We start from the raw sequence: 19659 nt of genomic DNA, 5'->3' as shown, positions 1-19659 counted from the left end.
AAAGTATCAATGAGAAAGTCAAAAGAAACAGAAAATAATTTTTCTTTTGTTTCCCTTTGCCCTTCTTCCTCGAATTCTGCCCAAACCACTGCATACTCATTCCTCGTCCTTCTTCCTCTTCCTCGCAGTCCTCAGTCCTCAGTCCTCAGTCCTCAGTCCTCTTTCCTCAGCCCTCTTTCGGCAGAATTCGCCCAATTGTCCGGTTTTGTGGCTGGAAAGTTTCTTTCGCCACTCGCTGAATCTCTGCGGGTGTCACGGTAGCGATCGCATCTAGTTGCTTAAACAGGTTCCGCCACGATCCGGTTTTCACTTCATAGTCCACCAGCGACATCGCCATGCCCATATTGGAATCGAGCGATCGCAATAAATCAGCTCTTGCTTGAGTCTTCACCCGATCCAAATCCATCGCCGCTACGGGTTCCGTCTTCAGCCGCTCAATTTCCTTGCTCAAAGACGCCGCCACTTCATCCACTGTATGACCGGGAGCTGTTAGCGCGTAGAACAGCATCAAATTTGGATACTTATCTCCCGGAAAGCCACTAAAACCTTCCGCATTCAGAGCGACTTGCTGCTCTTCTACTAAAGACTTGTAGAGGCGAGAAGTCCGACCATCGCTCAACAATCGACCGATCAGTTCATAAATTGCATGATCCGGATGATTCATCGCTGGGCGGTGATAGCCTTCTAGATACCAAGGTTGGGATTGCAGGCGCAAGGTGACATCCTGCGCTTGAGTTTGCTTGGGTTCCGTCGGTAATTGTTCCTGCGTCGCAGGTCTGGCTTTGTAACGTCCAAAATAAACTTGAGCCAGCCGTTTCACTTCCGCTGGGTTAACATCCCCAACGACCGCAATAGTTAACTTGCTGGGGACGTAGTGCGTGTCAAAAAACTCCTGCACATTTTCGCGGGTAAGATTGCGGATGTCCTGGTCGTAGCCAATCACTGGACGCTTATAGGGATGCACTTTGAAAGCCGCATCGAGAAAAGCCTCAATCATTTGACCGATGGGCGAGTTATCAGTTCGCAACCGTCGCTCTTCCAGGATGACTTCTTTCTCTTTATAAAATTCTCGAAACACTGGGTCTAAAAACCGCTCTGACTCCAGCGACATCCACAGCTCTAACTTGTTAGAAGGAAAGCTGTAGAAATAGACCGTGGAATCTGTAGAGGTTGCTGCGTTTAGACCGACGCCGCCCGCTTGCTCGACAATCTGACCCAGTTCATTTTGCTTGACATATTTCGCTGCTTCGACTTCAACTTTGTTAAATTCTGCCTGCAACCTTGTCACTTCTGCCGATTTCTTTGCCGCTTTTGCGGCCTCAATTTGTTCGGCTAACTGGTCTAAGCGGTCTAAAAGTGGCTTTTCTGCCTTGTAGTCCTGCGTGCCAATGCGGGTGGTTCCCTTAAAAGCTAAATGCTCTAGAAAGTGAGCAACGCCTGTTTGACCATTGGGTTCGTTGGCACCGCCCACATCGGCATAGGTGTAAAACGACACAACTGGCGCTTGGTGCCGTTCCAATACAATAAACTTGAGACCATTCTCTAAGCGAAACTCTGTCACCCGCTGAATCACCCGGTCTAAATAGGGCTGAATCGATTGGGTTGTGGCAGTCCCATCCGCCTTTTCAAGCGTCTGGGTACGAGCTAACGCCACATTTGGCTGCATACCCCACCCCAGCAGCAGCGCGAGCAGAAAAGCCAGAATGCTTTGCCACTGACGCTGTCTTGACGGTTGAGGGCTGGGGTTCAAACTTTCCCGTAACGGTTGTGCTGTCGTTGGGATTGACACACACAGGAATCGACAAAACTGACTCATACAATACTAAAGATTAAGCAGCGCTAATTCCAAGATATTGACTCTAACGTGGATTGTGTGGTGTTAACAATCTGTGAAGGTTTGGGTGATTGATTACTCGCCTATAGCACAATTGCATTAGGGTGTTAGTGGTAATCCATCCATTTATTTCTTAATATGGGAATTTTTAACCGGAAAACGGTAGGAGCAACTAAGCAAGTTGCTCATACTGAAGACGATACTCACACCCGAATTTTACAGGCAGCACAGCGGTTATTTGCCCGCCAGGGATATGAGGGGACAACAACCCGCGATCTTGCCGCAACAGCGGGGGTTGCAGAAGGAACGTTGTTTCGTCATTTTCCGAACAAAAAGGCGATCTTGATTGAGGTGGCGACGCAAGGCTGGGTAGAAATTCTCACAGATTTATTAACGGAATTGAGTGAAATGGGCAGCTATAAAGCTGTGGCTCAGGTGATGCATCGGCGGATGATGAATCTACGTGAAAATGCGGATATGCTGCGGGTTTGTTTTACAGAAGCGCAGTTTCATCCAGAGTTGCGCGATCGCATCCAAGCTGAAGTAATTGTCAAAATGACGGATGTGGCAGAAGCTTTCTTTCAAACTGCAATGGATAGAGGCACCTATCGCCGCATGAATCCGAGAATTGTCGCCCAAGTTTTCTTAGGGATGTTCACAATTGCCGGTTTTAGTCACGACACCCTATTGGGAGAAAATGCTTCCCCGAAAGCAATGCAAGAAATGGCAGAAGGGTTGGCTGATATTTTCCTCAATGGTGTTTTGGCGAAATAAAGAAATTAAGATTAGCTCCGACAATTAGAATTTGCATTAATCCGAGCATTTAGAATTTGCATTAGCTCCGGCGATTAGAAATCGCGTCTACACAGACGAAACCCGCCTTCGCGGGTTTAAAACAACGCCCAAGCGATTTCCTGTTCGCCCAGTGTCTTAAACTGATGCAAGTGCGCGACAATCGCTAAACCAATAATGAACGCTGAAGAACTTCTAGAAAAATACGCAGCAGGAGAACGGAGATTTCATTCTGCACAACTGAGTGGGGTAAATCTCAAAGAAGCAGACCTGAGTGAGATAGACCTATATCGAGCAAATTTGACTGGAGCTGACTTGAGTGAAACAACTCTAACCAAGGCTAGTCTGTGGGAAGCAAACCTGAGTAGGGCATCCCTGATAGGTGCAAACTTGAAAGGTGTGCAAGGAAATTCACTTAATCTAAGTTGGGCAGACCTCAGCGGTGCTGACTTGAGTGGTGCTGACTTAAATAACGCAAATCTTACAGGGGCAGATTTGGCTGGAGCAAACTTAACTCAGGCAAACCTAAGTAATGTAAACTTGCAAAATGCAAATCTCCAGGGAGCTAAACTCCGGGGAGTAAGTCTGGATAAACGCGATTTGTCAGGCTTGAATCTCGCTGATGTGGATTTGGCTGGAGTATCCCTGGGAGAGGCAAACCTTAGAGAAACCTGTTTGCGAGGAGCAAATCTAGAGAGAGCAACACTCCAAAAAGCAAATTTGATAAAGACTAACCTGGATGGAGCCAACTTAAAGAAGGCAATCTTAACTGATGCCAACATTTACGGAGCGAACATCCAGAATGTGGACTTTAATGGTGCGATAATGCCCGATGGAGAACGCTACAAGCCTGAAGCCTCCAATTCACAACCCCGCAAACAAGACGCATCGTTACCAACACAAATATCAATGACACGCAAAGTAATTCGCACTGAGAACGCACCAGCACCAGTCGGGCCGTATAATCAAGCGATCGCTGCCAGCGGTCAGATGATCTTCGTCGCTGGTCAAATTGCCATTGATCCTAGAATCGGTGATATTGTCTACACCGACGATGTAGCCAAGCAAACAGAACAGGTAATGGCTCATCTTGAAGCGATTCTCTCTGCTGCTGGGGCTAAATTTGAAAATGTGGTGAAAACCACCGTTTTTCTCAAAGATATGAATGATTTTGCTGCGGTTAACGCAGTTTATGCTAAATATTTTGACGCAGAGACCGCTCCCGCCCGTGCCTGCGTGGAAGTATCCCGTCTACCCAAGGATGTGCTGGTAGAAATTGACTGCATTGCGGTAATTTAAGACCGATAACGCCAAGCGCGATCGCATTGTAGGTTAGAACTCGCTACTCTAACCTACGCCTGTATAGCCTGCAAGCGATTGATAGAAGAGTTCGCCTACAAAGCACTACCAGCGATCGCCTATGATAATAGTTATCATTATTAAAAATATCTTGGCATTCTGAGAACTTGCCATGTCATCGCAGACACTGCGCCGCATGGTGTGAATCTATGTCTGCATCGCTCAATTAACACCGAAAGAGTAATGAACAATCTTACAGCACCCAAACAAAACCTGATTTCGGATATTCCTAAACGGGGAATGCCAGTCACGATCGTTACAGGCTTTTTAGGCAGTGGTAAAACAACGCTGCTTAACCATATTTTGCATAATTGTCAAGACTTAAAAGTAGCAGTTTTAGTTAATGAATTTGGCGATATTAATATCGATAGCCAGCTATTGATTTCCGTCGATCGAAACATGATCGAACTCACTAATGGCTGTATTTGTTGCACCATCAACGATGGATTGCTCGATGCAGTTTATCGGGTGCTGGAACGGAGCGATCGCATTGATTACTTAATTGTCGAAACAACCGGAATTGCCGATCCATTGCCCATTGCCTTGACCTTCATTAGTACAGATTTGCGCGATCTAACTCGGCTCGATTCTATCTTGACTTTGGTGGATGTGGAAACGTTTACACCGGAGCATTTTGAAAGTGATGCCGCCCTCAATCAGATTTCCTATGGTGACATCATTCTGCTGAACAAAACCGATTTGGTTCCAGAAGCCCAAGTCAAGGAGTTGGAAGACTACATTCGCGCCATGAAAGTAGGCGCAAGAGTTTTGCGAACCTCCTACGGACAAGTTCCTCTGCCACTAATTTTAGATGTGGGAGTTTCCCAAGCGGAATCTTATCCAGCTAAAGAGGAATCTAGCCATCATCACCATCACGATCACCATCATGATCATCATCACGATCATTCCCACCACTTAGAAAATGATGGTTTCATGTCATTTTCTTTTCAAAGCGATCGCCCTCTCCTCTTAGAGAAATTTCAACAATTTCTAACCAAACAACTTCCCGAAGACGTTTTTCGCGCCAAAGGTTTACTCTGGTTTAAGGAAAGTAGTTTACGCCACATCTTTCAACTGTGCGGTAAACGGGTTGAGATGAAAACTGACAAGTGGATTTCTCAAAAGAGCAATCAACTGGTATTTATTGGGCGTAACTTGAATGAAGCCCAAATTCAACAGCACTTAAAAGATTGCCTAGAGTAAATAAAATAGGGATTGTGTCTTATGGCAACTTCAACAATTTCTGCACCTAGTACTGTCGGAATTGGCGGAACCGTTCAGGAATATCTCTGGGCTTGGGAAGGACAAGAATTACCCATAGTTTATGAAACTCTAGGCAAAGGAGCTCCTATATTACTTCTGCCAGCTTTCAGCACCGTTTCTACACGCGCGGAAATGCGCGGACTGGCAGAGTTATTATCATCTCAGTTTCAAGCCGTTGCTCTCGATTGGCCTGGATTTGGGCGATCGCCTCGTCTACCCTTGAACTACCAACCCGCCCTATATCACCAATTTCTGCAAGATTTTGTCAAAAATGTTTTTGATACTCCAATAGCCATCATTGCTGCTGGACACGCTGCTGGTTATGCGATGCAACTAGCGCAACAACAACCGCCCCTTTTGTCGCGGATTGTTCTAGCGGCTCCCACTTGGCGCGGGCCATTTCCGACGATGATGGGTAAAAAGCAAGGGTGGTTTGGAACGCTGAGAAATGTAGTGCGATCGCCCATTTTAGGACAAGCTCTCTACAAGCTAAACACCACGGAGTCCTTCATTAGTTTGATGTATCGTCGCCATGTCTACGTTGAACCTGGCTCGCTGAGTCCCTCCCGACTCGAACAAAAGTTGCAGACAGCACATCAGCCAGGAGCGCGTTTTGCTCCCGCCGCTTTCGTCACCGGAGGTTTAGATCCGGTTAATCATAGAGACGATTTTCTCGCCTGGTTTCAGCCTTTACCGTTACCCGTGATGGTAGTCATTGGCGAACAAGCACCGCCGAAATCAAAGGAAGAAATGGAAGCAATGGCGAATGTCTCAGGAGTGCAGACAGTCAGGCTTCCCGGTTCGTTGGGATTACATGAAGAGTACGCAGATGCTGTAGGCGCTGCTATCTTGCCATTTTTGATGGGTGAGGGTGGGTGAGTGCGATCGCATTTACTTTGTCCTCAAGCCAAGCCAAGCTAACACAGCTAAGGATTTGGTTGCCGTTAAGCAAAACTTAGCGGGCAATTAATTGGCTATAATGCCATCAAAAACTGTCAGCTTTTGAATTATGAACAGAATTGCTCTTGCTTTGCTTACTTGTCCGATAATTTTGGCATCAATGCTCCTGCTAGCGAATACAGCACAAGCCGCTGAAGCTTCAAATATGATGCTGTCTGCACCAACTGCACAAGTTATTGTCGTGCAAGATCAACAAGTGCCTGCATCTGTGCAACCGAGTAATCCTATCAAAGACCATCTAGGGTGCAGTTGCGCTGCTTGCACTAAGGCTCTAAGTCAAATGCAAGGTCACTTTACGCTTTAGCCAAGATGGACGGCGATGCCAAAAAAGCGATCGCGCTTTCTTGAGTTGAAGAATTTCCTTCTCTTTACCCACTATGCCCGTCTTCAGGCGGTGATGGTGGGTTTTTGCTTAATCCACGTAACTTTTAGGCGATCGCTCTTGCCACGCTACTCGCGCTAAAATTACTATCCATTTAGTAATATTTAAAATCTCTATCAACTGTCAGCTTCAAGCTAACAATTCATCTAGCGCTACACTAAATCCTCTGAGTACAAGTTGCGTACTCACTACATCACCAGTATTAAACCCTAATGTCTGACTTTGAGTAATTAACAATACCCGACGACTCTCAGGAAATACTAGCCAGACTTCCGAACAACCCGACTCTAAATACTCGCTTGCTTTGGCAAACAAATCCTCGGCTGAATCCGTTGGAGAAGCGATTTCAGCAATTAGCGGTGGACTTTGTGGCAACCCTCCTGCCTCACCAAACTGCGCTACCAATTCCGCTGTGAGGTAGGATACATCAGGACGACGTCCCTGCCTTAAAGTCCGACAGGGGAGTTCTACAGCAACCTCCCCTCCTTGTCCAGATTGGGTAATGAAATTTTTCCAGCCCCAAGCTAACCTAGTCTGAACTATACTATGTTTTACCGTTATTCCCGTTTTCTCCACAAGTTTTCCATCCACCCACTCCATGTGTTCGGGGGGGTTAGTGATAAAGTCTTCTAGAGAGAATCTTTCGGTTACAGTAGCGATCGCCATAGTTATCTACTCGCTTTGGTCAGGTACTAATATTATGGCAGGCTGCACATAGACGATACCCCCAACTTCCTGATAAAAAGAAGTTGGGGGTATGTATTATCTATAAATTACGAAAAATTATTAACGAACCCTAGCCGTTTCGCACTCCAAACGAGGTGCAATTAGCTCTTCAGATACCATCTCATCTGGAAAATGTTTATCTATAATTTCAGGGATTTCTGTAGCGTTAATCCGAGTGTAGCGGGTTTTATCCGGCATAACGATATTTGGCCCTGATTTGCAACGCTTCATGCAGCCAGTTCCTTTAATCGTAACCTGGTCGTCCAAGCCGCGATCGCGCAAACCTTCTTCTAAAGCCTGACAAACTTTATTAGCACCCAACTTGCAACAATCGGACTTTTTACACACCAAAATTGTCGCTTTGACGCCGGAAGGTAGAGGTAATTTTTTAGCAGATCGAGGCAATTCCTGAATTTCCTCAACTTGTGTAACTTCCTGCAATTGGCTGGGAGGAACACCGGGTTTAACCAGATAAGCTTTTTGTTTGACTTCTCCACTTTTTAACTTAAGCTTGGTTTCGCCAAAAACCTCAACCCAAGTACCGGGTGTCACTCCTGAGCGAAATAGGGAAATCCGAGCTTCTTTGGCAAGCTTGATCTGACATTCACCTTCTGAAGTTGCAAGTCTTAAGTATTTGATTTTATAGCCATCTTCAATGACAAAACCGAGTAACCATCCCTCAAGGCGGAATTCTGAGTTGTTTTGTTTAAATTTACTCATGCTTTTTTACAACCTCTTTTAACTTTCTTTTGGATCGTTACTCGTCTGCCAGCAGCGTTCCAGATGGCTCACTAACTCGCCGCGCGATGCCGTTAACTGCCTAACAACACTCCACAGCTGAATCGCTGCTGTCGTGTTGTAGACCTCAACCAGCAAGGGCTGGTCAACCGCACACCCACAGGAAATTCCTAACTCTCGCAAGCGGTAATAAACTTGCCACCGATCTGCTCGATTCACCTCAACAACCTTGCCGGTTTCTGGTTGTGGCTCAATTGGCTCTATTGGATTCATTCGTTCCCACAGACGCGAAAAATTAGCATTGTCTATAACTTCCCTGGACTCGCTAGCCTTTCCGAAAATTCCCTGACGTAGGGAATTTTTACAATTTCACCCTAGTTAATACATATACCTCAAACGACAACAATTCTCAACTAGCTTAACTGAAAATTTAATTGCTTGCGAGAAATAGGCAAGGATACAACTGAGGAACTAGCGCTTGCTGCGGATCGGGTCAAACTGGCTCAGACTATAGTGAGACACCAAAATTGGGTTAGCGTGATACACTTACTGCATTAGCAACAACCGTTGCTTATTGAGAGGAGAATACAACGATGTCCGAAACTCAGAGTGTATTGCGCTCCTTCGGTCAGGTTTATGACAATCCGGTGTTGCTGGATCGCAGTATCACCACGCCGGTTTGTGAGGGCTTCAACATTGCTCTAGCGAGTTTTCAGGCGCTGTACTTGCAATATCAAAAGCATCACTTTGTGGTCGAAGGTTCAGAATTTTATATGCTGCACGAGTTCTTCAGCGAAAGCTACGAACAGGTGCAGGGACACGTTCATGATATTGGCGAACGGTTGGATGGACTGGGTGGCGTTCCAGTAGCTGGCTTTGCCAAGTTAGCAGAACTGTGCTGCTTCACGCCAGAAGATGAAGGGGTATTTTCTTGCCGCCAGATGGTGGAACACGACTTAGCCGCCGAGCAAGCGATGATTCAGCTAATCCGGCGTCAGGCAGGACAAGCAGAAAGCTTGGGCGATCGCGCAACCCGTTATCTGTACGAAACAATCTTGCTGAAAACCGAAGAACGGGCTTATCATCTGGCTCACTTCCTCGCTAAAGACAGCTTGACCTTGGGTTTTGTCCAGACTACGAATAATTAGTATCTGCCTCTTGAATTCCGTTGAGGTAAGCTAGATGTAGCCTCGATATGCAGGCTGCTAAAATTTTCAGTACCTAACCTGTGGTTCTTTAAGACAGAGAGTAACACTAACTGAGCAGAGGGAAGATATCTTCTCTCTGCTTGTTTATTATGAAGTTGTAAAAGTTCTGATTTAAGTTGTAAAGAAAAACCCAGAGATTAATTTTAAGCTTGTTGAAATTAGTTGTCAACTAACCTAAAAGGCAGATTTCTTGGCTTCCCTACATCATGGGAATGAGAACCGAAGAGTTCAGAATGGAAGGGCGGATTTGACGCGATCGCGGTAGAGACGCGATAACCTGGTCTCTAACATCGATAGCCTCGATCAAACTGCCCGGTCAATGGGAGCTGGTTGTACCAAGAAGACACTTGCCAGTTGACACAAAAGAAGTTGCAAAAACCTTTCCTCATCAAATCTTGGGCAAATTGGCAAAAACCACTACCAAGCACAGGGAAGAAAGCCTTTAAAATAATCTGGACTTAAAACAGTCACGCTAGGACAAACAACTATGCCCCGCCGCCAGGACATCCACAAAATTCTGTTACTAGGCTCTGGTCCAATTGTGATTGGACAAGCCTGCGAGTTTGACTATTCAGGCACTCAAGCCTGTAAGGCGCTCCGGGAGGAAGGATATGAAGTCGTGCTGGTGAACTCGAATCCAGCCAGCATTATGACCGACCCGGAAACGGCCGATCGCACCTATATTGAACCGTTGACACCAGAAATCGTAGAAAAGGTAATCGCCAAAGAACAACCTGATGCGCTGCTGCCCACAATGGGAGGTCAGACAGCTCTAAATATAGCCGTCACCCTTGCGAAAAATGGAGTACTGGAAAAGTACGGGGTCGAGTTAATTGGAGCCAAGCTACCGGCAATCGAGAAAGCCGAAGACCGGCTGCTGTTTAAGGAAGCGATGGCGAAAATTGGGGTAAGCGTGTGCCCATCGGGGATTGCTAGCACCCTCGACGAAGCGAAGGCGATCGCGTCCCAAATTGGCAGCTATCCCTTGATTATCCGCCCTGCTTATACCCTAGGCGGCACCGGCGGCGGCATTTCTTACAACCAGGAAGAATTTGAAGAAATGGCTCAGGGCGGTTTGGATGCCAGCCCAGTGTCGCAAATTCTCATCGAACAGTCGCTGCTGGGTTGGAAAGAGTACGAACTAGAAGTCATGCGCGATTTGGCAGATAACGTCGTGATTATCTGCTCGATTGAGAACCTTGACCCGATGGGCATCCACACCGGGGACTCAATTACCGTAGCACCCGCGCAAACCCTCACCGATAAGGAATACCAGCGGTTGCGGGATGCGTCGATTAAAATTATCCGCGAGATTGGGGTAGAAACCGGCGGCTCGAATATTCAGTTTGCAGTTAATCCTCTGACTGGCGACCTGATTGTCATTGAGATGAACCCCCGCGTTTCTCGCAGTTCTGCCCTGGCTTCTAAAGCGACCGGGTTCCCAATTGCGAAGATAGCGGCAAAGTTGGCGGTAGGCTATACCCTCGACGAAATTCCCAACGATATCACCAAGAAAACCCCGGCGTCCTTTGAACCGACCATTGACTATGTGGTGACGAAAATACCCCGATTTGCCTTCGAGAAATTTCCGGGTTCTCAGGCAATCCTGACGACGCAGATGAAGTCGGTGGGAGAAGTGATGGCGATGGGGCGGACGTTCTGCGAGTCGTTCCAGAAAGCATTAAGAGGCTTGGAAACGGGTCGCGCGGGTTGGGGATGCGACAAGAACGAGAAATTGCCGAGTTTGGAACAAATTCGTTCGGGACTGCGGACGCCTCATCCAGAGAGAATTTTCACCGTTCGTCATGCCATGTTGATGGGGATGACGGTAGAAGAAGTCTATGAACTGACGGGAATCGATCCGTGGTTTCTAGATAAGATGCAACAACTGTTGGAAACCGAGAAGTTCTTGAAGCGAAGTAAGCTGAAAGACCTGACAAAAGAAAAGTTGTGGGACATCAAGCAGGAAGGTTTTAGCGATCGCCAGATCGCCTACGCTACTAAAACGACCGAAGATGAAGTCCGCGACTACCGCAAGCAGTTGGGCGTCGTCCCCGTCTACAAAACCGTGGATACTTGTGCGGCGGAATTTGAGGCACTGACTCCTTATTACTACTCAACTTACGAGGAAGAATCGGAGGTATTGCCTTCAGATAACCGCAAGGTCATGATTTTAGGGGGTGGCCCGAACCGGATTGGACAGGGGATTGAGTTTGACTACTGTTGCTGTCATGCAGCTTATGCTCTCTCCAAGCAAGGGTTTGAGACGATTATGGTCAATTCAAACCCGGAGACCGTTTCCACCGATTATGATACGAGCGATCGCCTCTACTTTGAGCCGCTGACGAAAGAAGATGTTCTCAACATCATCGAGGCGGAACAGCCAGAGGGAATTATCGTGCAGTTTGGGGGTCAGACGCCGCTAAAATTGGCTTTGCCATTGCAGGAATATCTGCAATCCCACCCCGAAATCACCGCTAAAATTTGGGGAACCTCGCCAGATTCGATTGACACCGCCGAAGACCGAGAGCGATTTGAAAAAATCCTGCGGGAACTCGATATCAAGCAACCAGCGAACGGAATTGCTCGGAGTTTTGAAGACGCCTTAGCGGTCGCGCAGCGCATTGGCTACCCCGTCGTGGTACGTCCTTCTTATGTATTGGGAGGACGGGCGATGGAAATTGTCTACTCCGATGAGGATTTGCAGCGCTACATGATGTATGCGGTGCTGGTGGAACCCGATCATCCGATCTTGATCGACAAGTTTCTGGAAAATGCGATTGAGGTGGATGTCGATGCGATCAGCGATCGCACTGGTAAGGTCGTGATTGGCGGCATCATGGAGCATATCGAACAAGCGGGCATTCACTCTGGGGATTCTGCCTGTTCCTTGCCCTATACTTCCCTATCGGAAGCAGTCTTGGATACCATCCGTACCTGGACTATCGATCTCGCCAAGACCCTCAAGGTGATTGGATTGATGAATATCCAGTTTGCCGTTCAGGGGGAACAAGTTTACATTCTGGAAGCCAACCCCAGAGCCTCGCGCACCATCCCTTATGTCTCCAAAGCGACTGGAGTACCCCTAGCCGCTCTGGCGTCCCGAATTATGGCAGGTGCCACGCTGGAATCCCTCGACTTGACAGAGGAGGTACTGCCGCGTCACGTTGCCGTCAAGGAAGCCGTACTGCCTTTTGAAAAATTCCCCGGTGCTGACACCCTTCTGGGGCCAGAAATGCGCTCGACGGGAGAAGTTATGGGGATTGACGTGGATTTCGGAAGAGCGTTTGCTAAGGCAGCGTTAGCAGCGGGACAGCGGTTGCCCTTATCTGGCACAGTGTTTGTCTCAATGAACGACCGGGACAAGGCGGCGGCGGTGCCAGTGGTCAGAGATTTGATTGAGTTGGGCTTTCATATTGTCGCCACCGTTGGCACGCGCAAAGTGCTGCGGGAACATGGGCTAGAGGTGGATGTGGTGCTGAAACTGCATGAGGGGCGTCCTCACGTTCTGGATGCGATCAAAAACAACAAGATTCAGCTGATTATCACCACACCTTCTGGGGAAGAAGCGCAGGCAGATGGACGCTTGATTCGTCGCAGTGCCCTCACTTACAAAATCCCTATGATCACGACGATTGCAGGTGCTAAAGCTACTGCGGCAGCGATTCGTGCCTTGCAGTCAGCTCCTTTGGAGGTGAAAGCGCTGCAAGACTATATTGGCATCCCCAACTATAGTGATGCCAAGTTGAGTCCAATCCAGGTTTAACCCTCCAGTCCCCTTTTCGGAATCGGGAAGGGGAGGGGCGAGGTCAGAGTGTATGGCATAACAATAAGAACCGCTATAGATGCCAAACGCCCTTCCGGGTATCCCCCATGAATCTTAGGGGATTTTACCGAAGCGATCGCAAGGTTGCTTACCCAAACCTGTTTTCTTCGAGAACAGGTTTGGGTTCTTTCAAAACTAAGCCGAAATCTACGTAGTGCGATCGTATCCCTACTTCAGTTAGGACTTCAATCAGGTTTTGCAAGAGATAAGCATCCCCGTTCTGAGACCATTTCCCGTTCAAAATGTCAAGCTTGTCATCCCAGAAACCGACGCTGAGCTTTGACAATTTATTGGCAACCTTTATGAATTATTAGGTATAGGTATAAATTTATTGCCCTTCGTAAAGGCAATAGTTGGCAGCAACTGAGTTGAGATTTTTTGACATTCAGAAGAAATTACTACTTTGTTAAATTGTCAGCAAATCGTCAGATTCGCCTTCTATCGAGAAGCGTGGATTCACAATTATTCTTTTATGCAATTTGATAGAAACTTGACTAAAAAGGCATTTCGAGCAAAGGGAATGTCAGTAGGTAAAAGTATTATAGATTACATAGTAATTTCGCTTGGTGTTCCCCTGATGCAACTGAACCGATGCGATCGCCACATAGCCATTTCAATTGCAGCATATGCTGTCGGCTACGCAACACGATCGCTCGATAAGCGATCGCCCAAAGTTCCTCAAGCAGGTCAAGGTTAAATCTTCTTTCTCTGAGTCTGATAAATGTCTGCCCGTAAAGATCCCAGCTATTTTGTTGGGGAAATGCCAACCAATCGAACTTTAGACAAAAACAACCGTAAAGTTTTTTCGAGCGAGTTCAATCCAGAAATCAAAATTTAAGTAAGCCAAGTATAAAAACATACTAAATATTGCTTTTGTTTTACTGGTTGAGAATCAAAATTTTTTTTAAAACTCATGCAGCTTCAGACATCTAGACGAAAAGGAGTTTGTTACTTTTCCATAACTTGATGAACCCTCAAATTCACGTAAATTTTAGTGGATATTTCCCCGGCGATCGCAGTGCAATGTTATTTTTAGAATGGGTTTACTTAAGCTAAATGATGTTGAGGTAAAAAATGCAATACTCAAATTCTAAAAAATCCCACCTAGAGATGGTTGATGAGGAGTCAACAGACAGTCTCGATAAATCCTTAGAAGCAATTTTGGCTCAACTAGAGCAAAATAACCAATTTGTAAGTGAATATCCGGATGTCGAGGAACTGGGGTTGAAGCATATTAGTCGTAACAAGAGGGCGGTAATAGAGAGAATGATTGCCCTCTGCCTATTCAGGTCCAAACAAAAGCCTAATGAAAGCCGGACAGAGTTTGAATGTGCCTAATGAGAAATCTCTCCAGCGACTGAAAGACTTGATCTTACACGTTGTAGAGGCAGATACAGATAACTTCCTTGAATTAGCAGAAATTGCTGGATTAAATCCCGTTAAAGATTTTGCGGGTGCTAATCTTAGTGGCGTTGACCTACATGGTGCCGACTTAAGCGGTTCGATTTTGCTGGGTACGCTGCTGCTGGGTGCCAATCTGATTGGTGCCGATCTCGCGGGTGCCAAGCTAAATAAAGCCAACTTGAATATGGCTGATTTGAGCGGTGCCAATTTGCTCAGTGCCAATCTCAACAGAGCTGACGCCATTAAAGTCTGTTTGATGGGTGCCAACTTGATTGGTGCTAACCTCAACAGTGCCAACTTACTATGTGCCCAACTGAATGAGGCTCAAATGATTGGAGCCGACCTTTGTCGCGCCAACTTAATTGATGCTTCCTTGTGTAGTGTCAACTTGAGTGAGGCGAACTTGAGTTATGCTATCCTGCGTCGTGCTGACCTGAGTAGTGGCACGTTGATAGGTGCAAACTTGATGGGTGCCGACCTAAGCGGCGCTGACCTGCGTCGTGCCAATTTGAGCGATGCGGATTTAGGCACGGTAAAAGTGGAAAAAGCTCGATTTGGAGAGAATACAGGACTTTCAGAAGCAATGAAGCGTGACTTGAAGCGGCGAGGGGCAATCTGGTAAGAATATTTGTGCTCGTCGTTGCTCCTCAAGAGCCGCTTACCGAATCCGCCACAACTAAGTTTTATAATACTTTTCGGTTAAGCTCTCTCCAAAGAGTTTAGATGGGGGAGACACGCAGGGAAGTAGAGAATTCCGTTTGCCGATAAAGAGGGACTCTCCCACTCCAGAAGCCAGATTGGGTAATGCTATAGGTTGAGTCTAGGATCAATGGTTGTTGATTATTGGGGCGAGTCCAGTGAATGCGATCGCTTCCGCATCCCAAACGCCAAAACGCTCAAAAACACCAACCCGATTACCCCTGCCAAGGGATTTTTGTCCACACCAGTAATCCAGTCGGAAACTTGACCAGAAAATTGCACCAGATTTCCCACATTAATGATGTAGTATCCCCAAACCAAGCCAGCGTGCAGACCGATCGAAAGTCCCAGACGCCCCTTGCTTCCGCGCTTTGCCCAAACCAGGGTTAATCCCAGCAGCAACAACCCTGGAAATCCCGGCAAAGTCCGAAAAATCTCCCTCAGCGGCTTCAGAAAATGTAACAGCGCAAAGATAAAAGCGTCTGCCAAAAGAGATACGCGGGGACGATAATCCCGTTCCAACTCATCTAGCAGCCAGCCTCGGAATACCAATTCCTCTGCAAAACCGATACCCAGAGCGCTCGCTAACCCTTCTAAAATCAGTTTGGCTAATGGAATTGTCGGAGGCTGCCACACCAGCCAACCCAATAGCCCCTCCAGCCCAAACAGACTGAAAGTAATCAAGACGCCAACACCCAGTCCAGAGAAAAGCTCTTTGGCATTTTGCCGCGTTCCTTGTAAACCATAGCGTCTCAGTAGCTGGGGTTGCTGATAGACTTTCTGACCCCACCACCGAACAAGCAGGAGAAACGCTGCAAACAACAGCCCCATCGTCAGGATGGTGACTAAGTTGGGATCTTTACTCAAGAGTAAGTAAATGGGTGCAGCCACCGGCAACCAGAGCAAGAGTAAACTCAGCACAAAACAGCCCAGCCGCGCCGGTGCCGGGTACTGGGCTAAACGGACAAAGTTTATTTTTAACAACCTCTTGCCTCTTACTTGTTGCCTGGGCGTATTTTATTCGTCTGGTTCTATGGTGCTGGTCAATCCGTGGTTGTTCAATGTTTCGCTATAGAACTCCGCATGCTCCAAGGCGCAAGTAATCACGAGAGCAAGCCCATTGGTATGAGCTTCCATCATGATACTGACAGCCTGAGGTTGCGTGATACCAGGCACCGTCGTTATCAAAACCTGCACCACGTACTCCATTGGGTTGAAGTCATCATTATGGAGCAACACACGATAACGAGGTGCGAGTTTACGGACTGTTGAAGGCTTTTGTACGGTTTCGACAGACACTGCTCTTCCCTCTTCGTTACTGATCTACGATTGATAAACGCTACTTGAACTCTCCCCTTCTCTACTCCAGATGCGATGCGAACACAGCTTGCGTACTACCATACGGAAAGCCGCTACGCGCCTACGTTACCCCATCTGAAGTTGGGTCGCTCAAGGCAAATGTTAAGATTCTAGCTGCTTTTTTTATATTACTCAATACTTATGCGTTCTGAGGAGGCGATCACTCCAGCATTTCCCCTACGCCTGAGCAAAACCTTTCCTCAACATAACTAACGGGGATGCAGCAACCAAGCCCTTAGACGGAACTACTGAATGTCTAAGGGCATCCAGCCTTCCTGAGAAGCTAAAATAAAGAAGTTAACATTACTTAACATTTTTGTGACATGCAGGCAACCCCAGCAGCCTCTACCGTCCCCATTCCCGGCACTTATTGGCAATGGCGGGGGCAATCCATCTATTATGTACGGGCAGGACAACCGCAACCCGAACGCCCGCCCCTATTATTGATTCATGGCTTTGGTGCCTCTACAGACCACTGGCGCAAGAATATTACTGAACTGAGTCAGGATTTTGAAGTTTGGGCGATCGATCTGCTGGGCTTTGGTCGTTCAGCCAAGCCGGAGTGGGAGTATGGTGGCGACTTGTGGCGAGACCAACTGTATGATTTCATCACTAACGTGATTCGTCAGCCAGTTGTGTTAGCAGGAAACTCTCTAGGCGGCTATTGCGGGCTTTGCGTGGCAGCCCAACGTCCATCAGCCGCTGTTGGATTGGTATTGCTCAATAGTGCTGGCCCGTTCACCAATCTTAAGGTGCCGACTCAACCGAACCCCATCCAAAAAGTGATGGGTGAAGTCGTTCAGTCACTTTTTCGCCAACCCTGGGCTAGTTTTCTGTTGTTCCAGTATGCGCGACAACGTTCAGTCATTCGGAATACACTCCAGAAAGTTTATCTCGACCAGAGTGCGATCACCGATCGGTTGGTGGAAGAAATCTATCGCCCCTCTTGCGATCCCGGTGCTGCTCAAGTATTTGCTTCTGTCTTCAGAACGCCTCAAGGCGAAAAAGTTGACGTTTTATTAAAGCAGATGCGCTGCCCGCTGTTACTGTTGTGGGGAGAAGCAGATCCCTGGATGAATACAAGAGATAGAGCGGAGCAATTTCGCCAATACTATCCTCAACTGACAGAGCATTTTTTACAAGCAGGTCACTGTCCCCATGATGAGGTACCAGAACAAGTAAATGCTCTGATGCGCTCGTGGGTATTAAGCAATTAAAAATTCAAAAAAACGCCAAATAAAAATCAGAGAATGTTTAATTTGGCGTTTTTAATTGTTTACCAAGGATTGCCGATCATCGTAAACGCTGCCCAATAATAGGGATGAGAGAGTTTCTTCTCTCCTAACCCTGCTAACTCCGGAGGTAGCGAGATATCCTCTCTGGAAGTATGCATTTTGTTTCCCTCAATGCTTACTTCTCCATTAATCATCGATATCTGTGCCTGCCGTAGTGCCTCCGCTTTGATGGGGGCTTTTTTCAATTGTGAATAAAAGCTGGTCATCAGTCCCAGCGTCCCTTCATCACTGACGTACCACAGGCTTCCCATTGCCGATTTCACTCCTGCTTGCACAGCCAATCCAGCAAAGCCCATCTCCGCTTGTTCATTGCCTAACGCTGTGCGGCAGGCACTCAGCACTAATAGCTCTACAGGTGGATCGTTCCAGCCCATTTGCTTTAGCTGATTCAATCGCAGTTTCGTGTCCCATAGCTGAATGTAGGATTGGCTAGGAGGGCCTAATTCAAATTCGGCATGAGTTGCTAGATGGACAATCCCAAAAGGCTGCGAGTAGCGCTGAGACTTCAGATTCTTGAGGGTGAAGGCATCGTTAAGGAAGGCTTTGCCTTTCCACAGCTGGGGCGTAATCATTGACAACTCCAGGGGCACTGATGGTAAAGCGCTTTGTTCGGGAAACTTCTCTGCTCCCATTGCCAGAACTTGGGAATTTTTAATGTCTTTGAAGAGAGTATCCGTCAAACTAAGACTGGGCATCAGCCCCGTACTGTATTTCTCCACCAGAAACTTTTGACCATCGTGGAGAGCGGCAATCGGGATGGAGCGTAACCCACTGTCTGCGAGGAAGACCATATTCTGGATACCCCGCGCTTGTAAATCGGCTTCAATGGGTGCAATCATCCACTTATAAAGTTTTTGGGCTGGAGCCAGGTAAGCCTTCTGTCTTCGGGGGTTAATCACTTCGGCACGGAATTGATCGGCAACCTTGATTACTTGCGATCGCGTTGTCCCCGGAACCCGCTTGCGAATGGGGACACCATCAGAAGTCACCACCAATATTTCCAGCTGGTCGCTATTGTTACGCCCTGCCCGATTGACCTTACCTAGGAAACTAGATTGCTGCACATTTTCTGGTTGATTTAACGGCTGTAGTGACTTAGTTTCATTGAAAGCCGTTGTATCCAGTAGGCTCGGATCGAGTGCAATCGTCTGAGGCACAAAAGTTACATAGATGAGTGCTGGTTTCACCCCAGTCGCTTTCTCAATTTTTTGCAGAATATTCCGAGCCTCTACCAGTGTGGTTGTCTGAGAATCAACCTGCTGACCCAAATACTCCTCAAATTCACGGGTGAAGGATTCTTCCAGAACTGCAACAGATTCACTTGCATCAGTTTGTGAAGATGATTCCGCATCCACCTTTCGTGATGATGAATTTTCCTTGCCGGAAGAGGTGGAAACCGGATCGTTTCCTGAGCCGGATAAGTTATCTCCCTGACTTGTTCCGCCATCTCCCTTGCTTGCTTGATCGTTGCTAGGGCTGCCGGAGCCTGTGTTTTTGCCCGTGCCACCAGTGCCGGTACTACCGCCCCCCGTGCCACCGGAGGAGCCTGTGTTTTTGCCTGTGCTTCCACCCGTACCGCCAGAGGAACTTGTGTTTTTGCCCGTGCCACCAGTGCCGGTGCTACCACCCCCCGTGCTACCGGAGGAGCCTGTGTTTTTGCCTGTGCCGCCCCCCGTGCCACCGGAGGAGCCTGTGTTTCCACCCGTACCCCCGGATGAGCCGGTGCCGCTGCCACCTGTATTACTGCCCGTATCTATGCCGCCGGTACTACCACCTGTATCTATGCCGCCCGTGCCGCTGCCACCTGTATCTAT

General features: G+C 47.5%; 19 protein-coding genes. 10 read left to right on the top strand and 9 right to left on the bottom strand.

Annotation, left to right across the window (positions count from 1 at the left end; genetic code table 11):
* Window positions 1-166: 166 nt before the first annotated feature.
* On the bottom strand, window positions 167-1816 hold the full coding sequence (locus NDA06_RS20775; RefSeq protein ID WP_190985301.1) for a pitrilysin family protein: 1650 nt from the start codon (window positions 1814-1816) through the stop codon (window positions 167-169).
* Between the two features lie 156 nt (window positions 1817-1972).
* Here NDA06_RS20775 and NDA06_RS20770 point away from each other — a divergent pair, with 156 nt between their 5' ends.
* From NDA06_RS20770 to NDA06_RS20750, 5 genes are all read left to right on the top strand, one after another.
* Window positions 1973-2608, top strand: a complete 636-nt coding sequence (locus tag NDA06_RS20770) for a TetR/AcrR family transcriptional regulator (protein ID WP_190985300.1) — start codon at window positions 1973-1975, stop codon at window positions 2606-2608.
* 195 nt (window positions 2609-2803) lie between these two features.
* Window positions 2804-3925 carry a Rid family detoxifying hydrolase gene (locus NDA06_RS20765; RefSeq protein ID WP_190985299.1) on the top strand — a complete coding sequence of 374 codons (1122 nt, stop codon included), beginning with the start codon at window positions 2804-2806 and terminating at the stop codon, window positions 3923-3925.
* A gap of 243 nt (window positions 3926-4168) precedes the next feature.
* Complete coding sequence (locus NDA06_RS20760) at window positions 4169-5188, top strand: GTP-binding protein (protein ID WP_190985298.1); 1020 nt, start codon at window positions 4169-4171, stop codon at window positions 5186-5188.
* 21 nt (window positions 5189-5209) lie between these two features.
* The gene (locus NDA06_RS20755; protein WP_190985297.1) at window positions 5210-6127 is read left to right on the top strand and encodes an alpha/beta hydrolase; all 918 of its coding nucleotides are present in this window, start codon (window positions 5210-5212) and stop codon (window positions 6125-6127) included.
* A 130-nt stretch (window positions 6128-6257) separates the two neighbouring features.
* Window positions 6258-6512 (top strand): hypothetical protein, encoded by a 255-nt coding sequence (locus NDA06_RS20750; RefSeq protein WP_190985296.1) that lies wholly within the window; start codon window positions 6258-6260, stop codon window positions 6510-6512.
* Window positions 6513-6719: 207 nt separating this feature from the next.
* On the opposite strand, the gene NDA06_RS20745 is transcribed toward NDA06_RS20750, so the two are convergent.
* From NDA06_RS20745 to NDA06_RS20735, 3 genes are all read right to left on the bottom strand, one after another.
* Window positions 6720-7256 carry a Uma2 family endonuclease gene (locus tag NDA06_RS20745; RefSeq protein WP_190985295.1) on the bottom strand — a complete coding sequence of 179 codons (537 nt, stop codon included), beginning with the start codon at window positions 7254-7256 and terminating at the stop codon, window positions 6720-6722.
* A 120-nt stretch (window positions 7257-7376) separates the two neighbouring features.
* The gene (locus NDA06_RS20740) at window positions 7377-8036 is read right to left on the bottom strand and encodes a (2Fe-2S) ferredoxin domain-containing protein (protein ID WP_190985294.1); all 660 of its coding nucleotides are present in this window, start codon (window positions 8034-8036) and stop codon (window positions 7377-7379) included.
* An 18-nt stretch (window positions 8037-8054) separates the two neighbouring features.
* Window positions 8055-8327, bottom strand: coding sequence for an Asr1405/Asl0597 family protein (locus NDA06_RS20735; RefSeq protein ID WP_190415158.1), 273 nt, complete (start codon window positions 8325-8327; stop codon window positions 8055-8057).
* A 320-nt stretch (window positions 8328-8647) separates the two neighbouring features.
* On the opposite strand from NDA06_RS20735, the gene NDA06_RS20730 reads away from it, so the two are divergent.
* Entirely contained in the window at window positions 8648-9202 is a 555-nt protein-coding gene (locus NDA06_RS20730) for a Dps family protein (RefSeq protein ID WP_190415157.1), read from the top strand.
* Window positions 9203-9749: 547 nt separating this feature from the next.
* The gene (carB, locus tag NDA06_RS20725; RefSeq protein WP_190433731.1) at window positions 9750-13028 is read left to right on the top strand and encodes a carbamoyl-phosphate synthase large subunit; all 3279 of its coding nucleotides are present in this window, start codon (window positions 9750-9752) and stop codon (window positions 13026-13028) included.
* A 148-nt stretch (window positions 13029-13176) separates the two neighbouring features.
* Here the strand turns inward: carB and NDA06_RS20720 are convergent, their stop codons facing one another.
* Window positions 13177-13374, bottom strand: coding sequence for a hypothetical protein (locus NDA06_RS20720; protein ID WP_190985293.1), 198 nt, complete (start codon window positions 13372-13374; stop codon window positions 13177-13179).
* A 253-nt stretch (window positions 13375-13627) separates the two neighbouring features.
* Window positions 13628-13855 carry a hypothetical protein gene (locus NDA06_RS20715; protein WP_190985292.1) on the bottom strand — a complete coding sequence of 76 codons (228 nt, stop codon included), beginning with the start codon at window positions 13853-13855 and terminating at the stop codon, window positions 13628-13630.
* Between the two features lie 307 nt (window positions 13856-14162).
* On the opposite strand from NDA06_RS20715, the gene NDA06_RS20710 reads away from it, so the two are divergent.
* A complete protein-coding gene (locus tag NDA06_RS20710) occupies window positions 14163-14426 on the top strand; it encodes a hypothetical protein (protein WP_190415153.1) in 264 nt (87 codons plus the stop codon).
* Window positions 14419-15114 carry a pentapeptide repeat-containing protein gene (locus NDA06_RS20705; RefSeq protein WP_190415152.1) on the top strand — a complete coding sequence of 232 codons (696 nt, stop codon included), beginning with the start codon at window positions 14419-14421 and terminating at the stop codon, window positions 15112-15114. Before NDA06_RS20710 ends, NDA06_RS20705 begins: the two co-directional genes overlap by 8 nt.
* Before the next feature lie 218 nt (window positions 15115-15332).
* Here NDA06_RS20705 and NDA06_RS20700 read toward each other — a convergent pair whose 3' ends face one another.
* Window positions 15333-16166, bottom strand: coding sequence for a CPBP family intramembrane glutamic endopeptidase (locus NDA06_RS20700; RefSeq protein ID WP_347276158.1), 834 nt, complete (start codon window positions 16164-16166; stop codon window positions 15333-15335).
* Between the two features lie 42 nt (window positions 16167-16208).
* Window positions 16209-16490: an ATP-dependent Clp protease adapter ClpS gene (gene clpS, locus NDA06_RS20695; RefSeq protein ID WP_190415151.1), complete on the bottom strand. Its 282-nt coding sequence runs from the start codon at window positions 16488-16490 to the stop codon at window positions 16209-16211.
* Window positions 16491-16873: 383 nt separating this feature from the next.
* On the opposite strand from clpS, the gene NDA06_RS20690 reads away from it, so the two are divergent.
* Window positions 16874-17767 carry an alpha/beta fold hydrolase gene (locus NDA06_RS20690; protein ID WP_190985291.1) on the top strand — a complete coding sequence of 298 codons (894 nt, stop codon included), beginning with the start codon at window positions 16874-16876 and terminating at the stop codon, window positions 17765-17767.
* Between the two features lie 59 nt (window positions 17768-17826).
* Here NDA06_RS20690 and NDA06_RS20685 read toward each other — a convergent pair.
* Window positions 17827-19659: CHAT domain-containing protein (locus NDA06_RS20685; RefSeq protein WP_348251836.1), on the bottom strand; the 1833-nt coding region annotated here is incomplete at its 5' end.

It is taken from the genome of Trichocoleus sp. ST-U1 (assembly GCF_039961835.1).
GTDB lineage: Bacteria > Cyanobacteriota > Cyanobacteriia > Cyanobacteriales > FACHB-T130 > FACHB-T130.
This window is presented reverse-complemented; position numbering and strand designations above follow the sequence as displayed.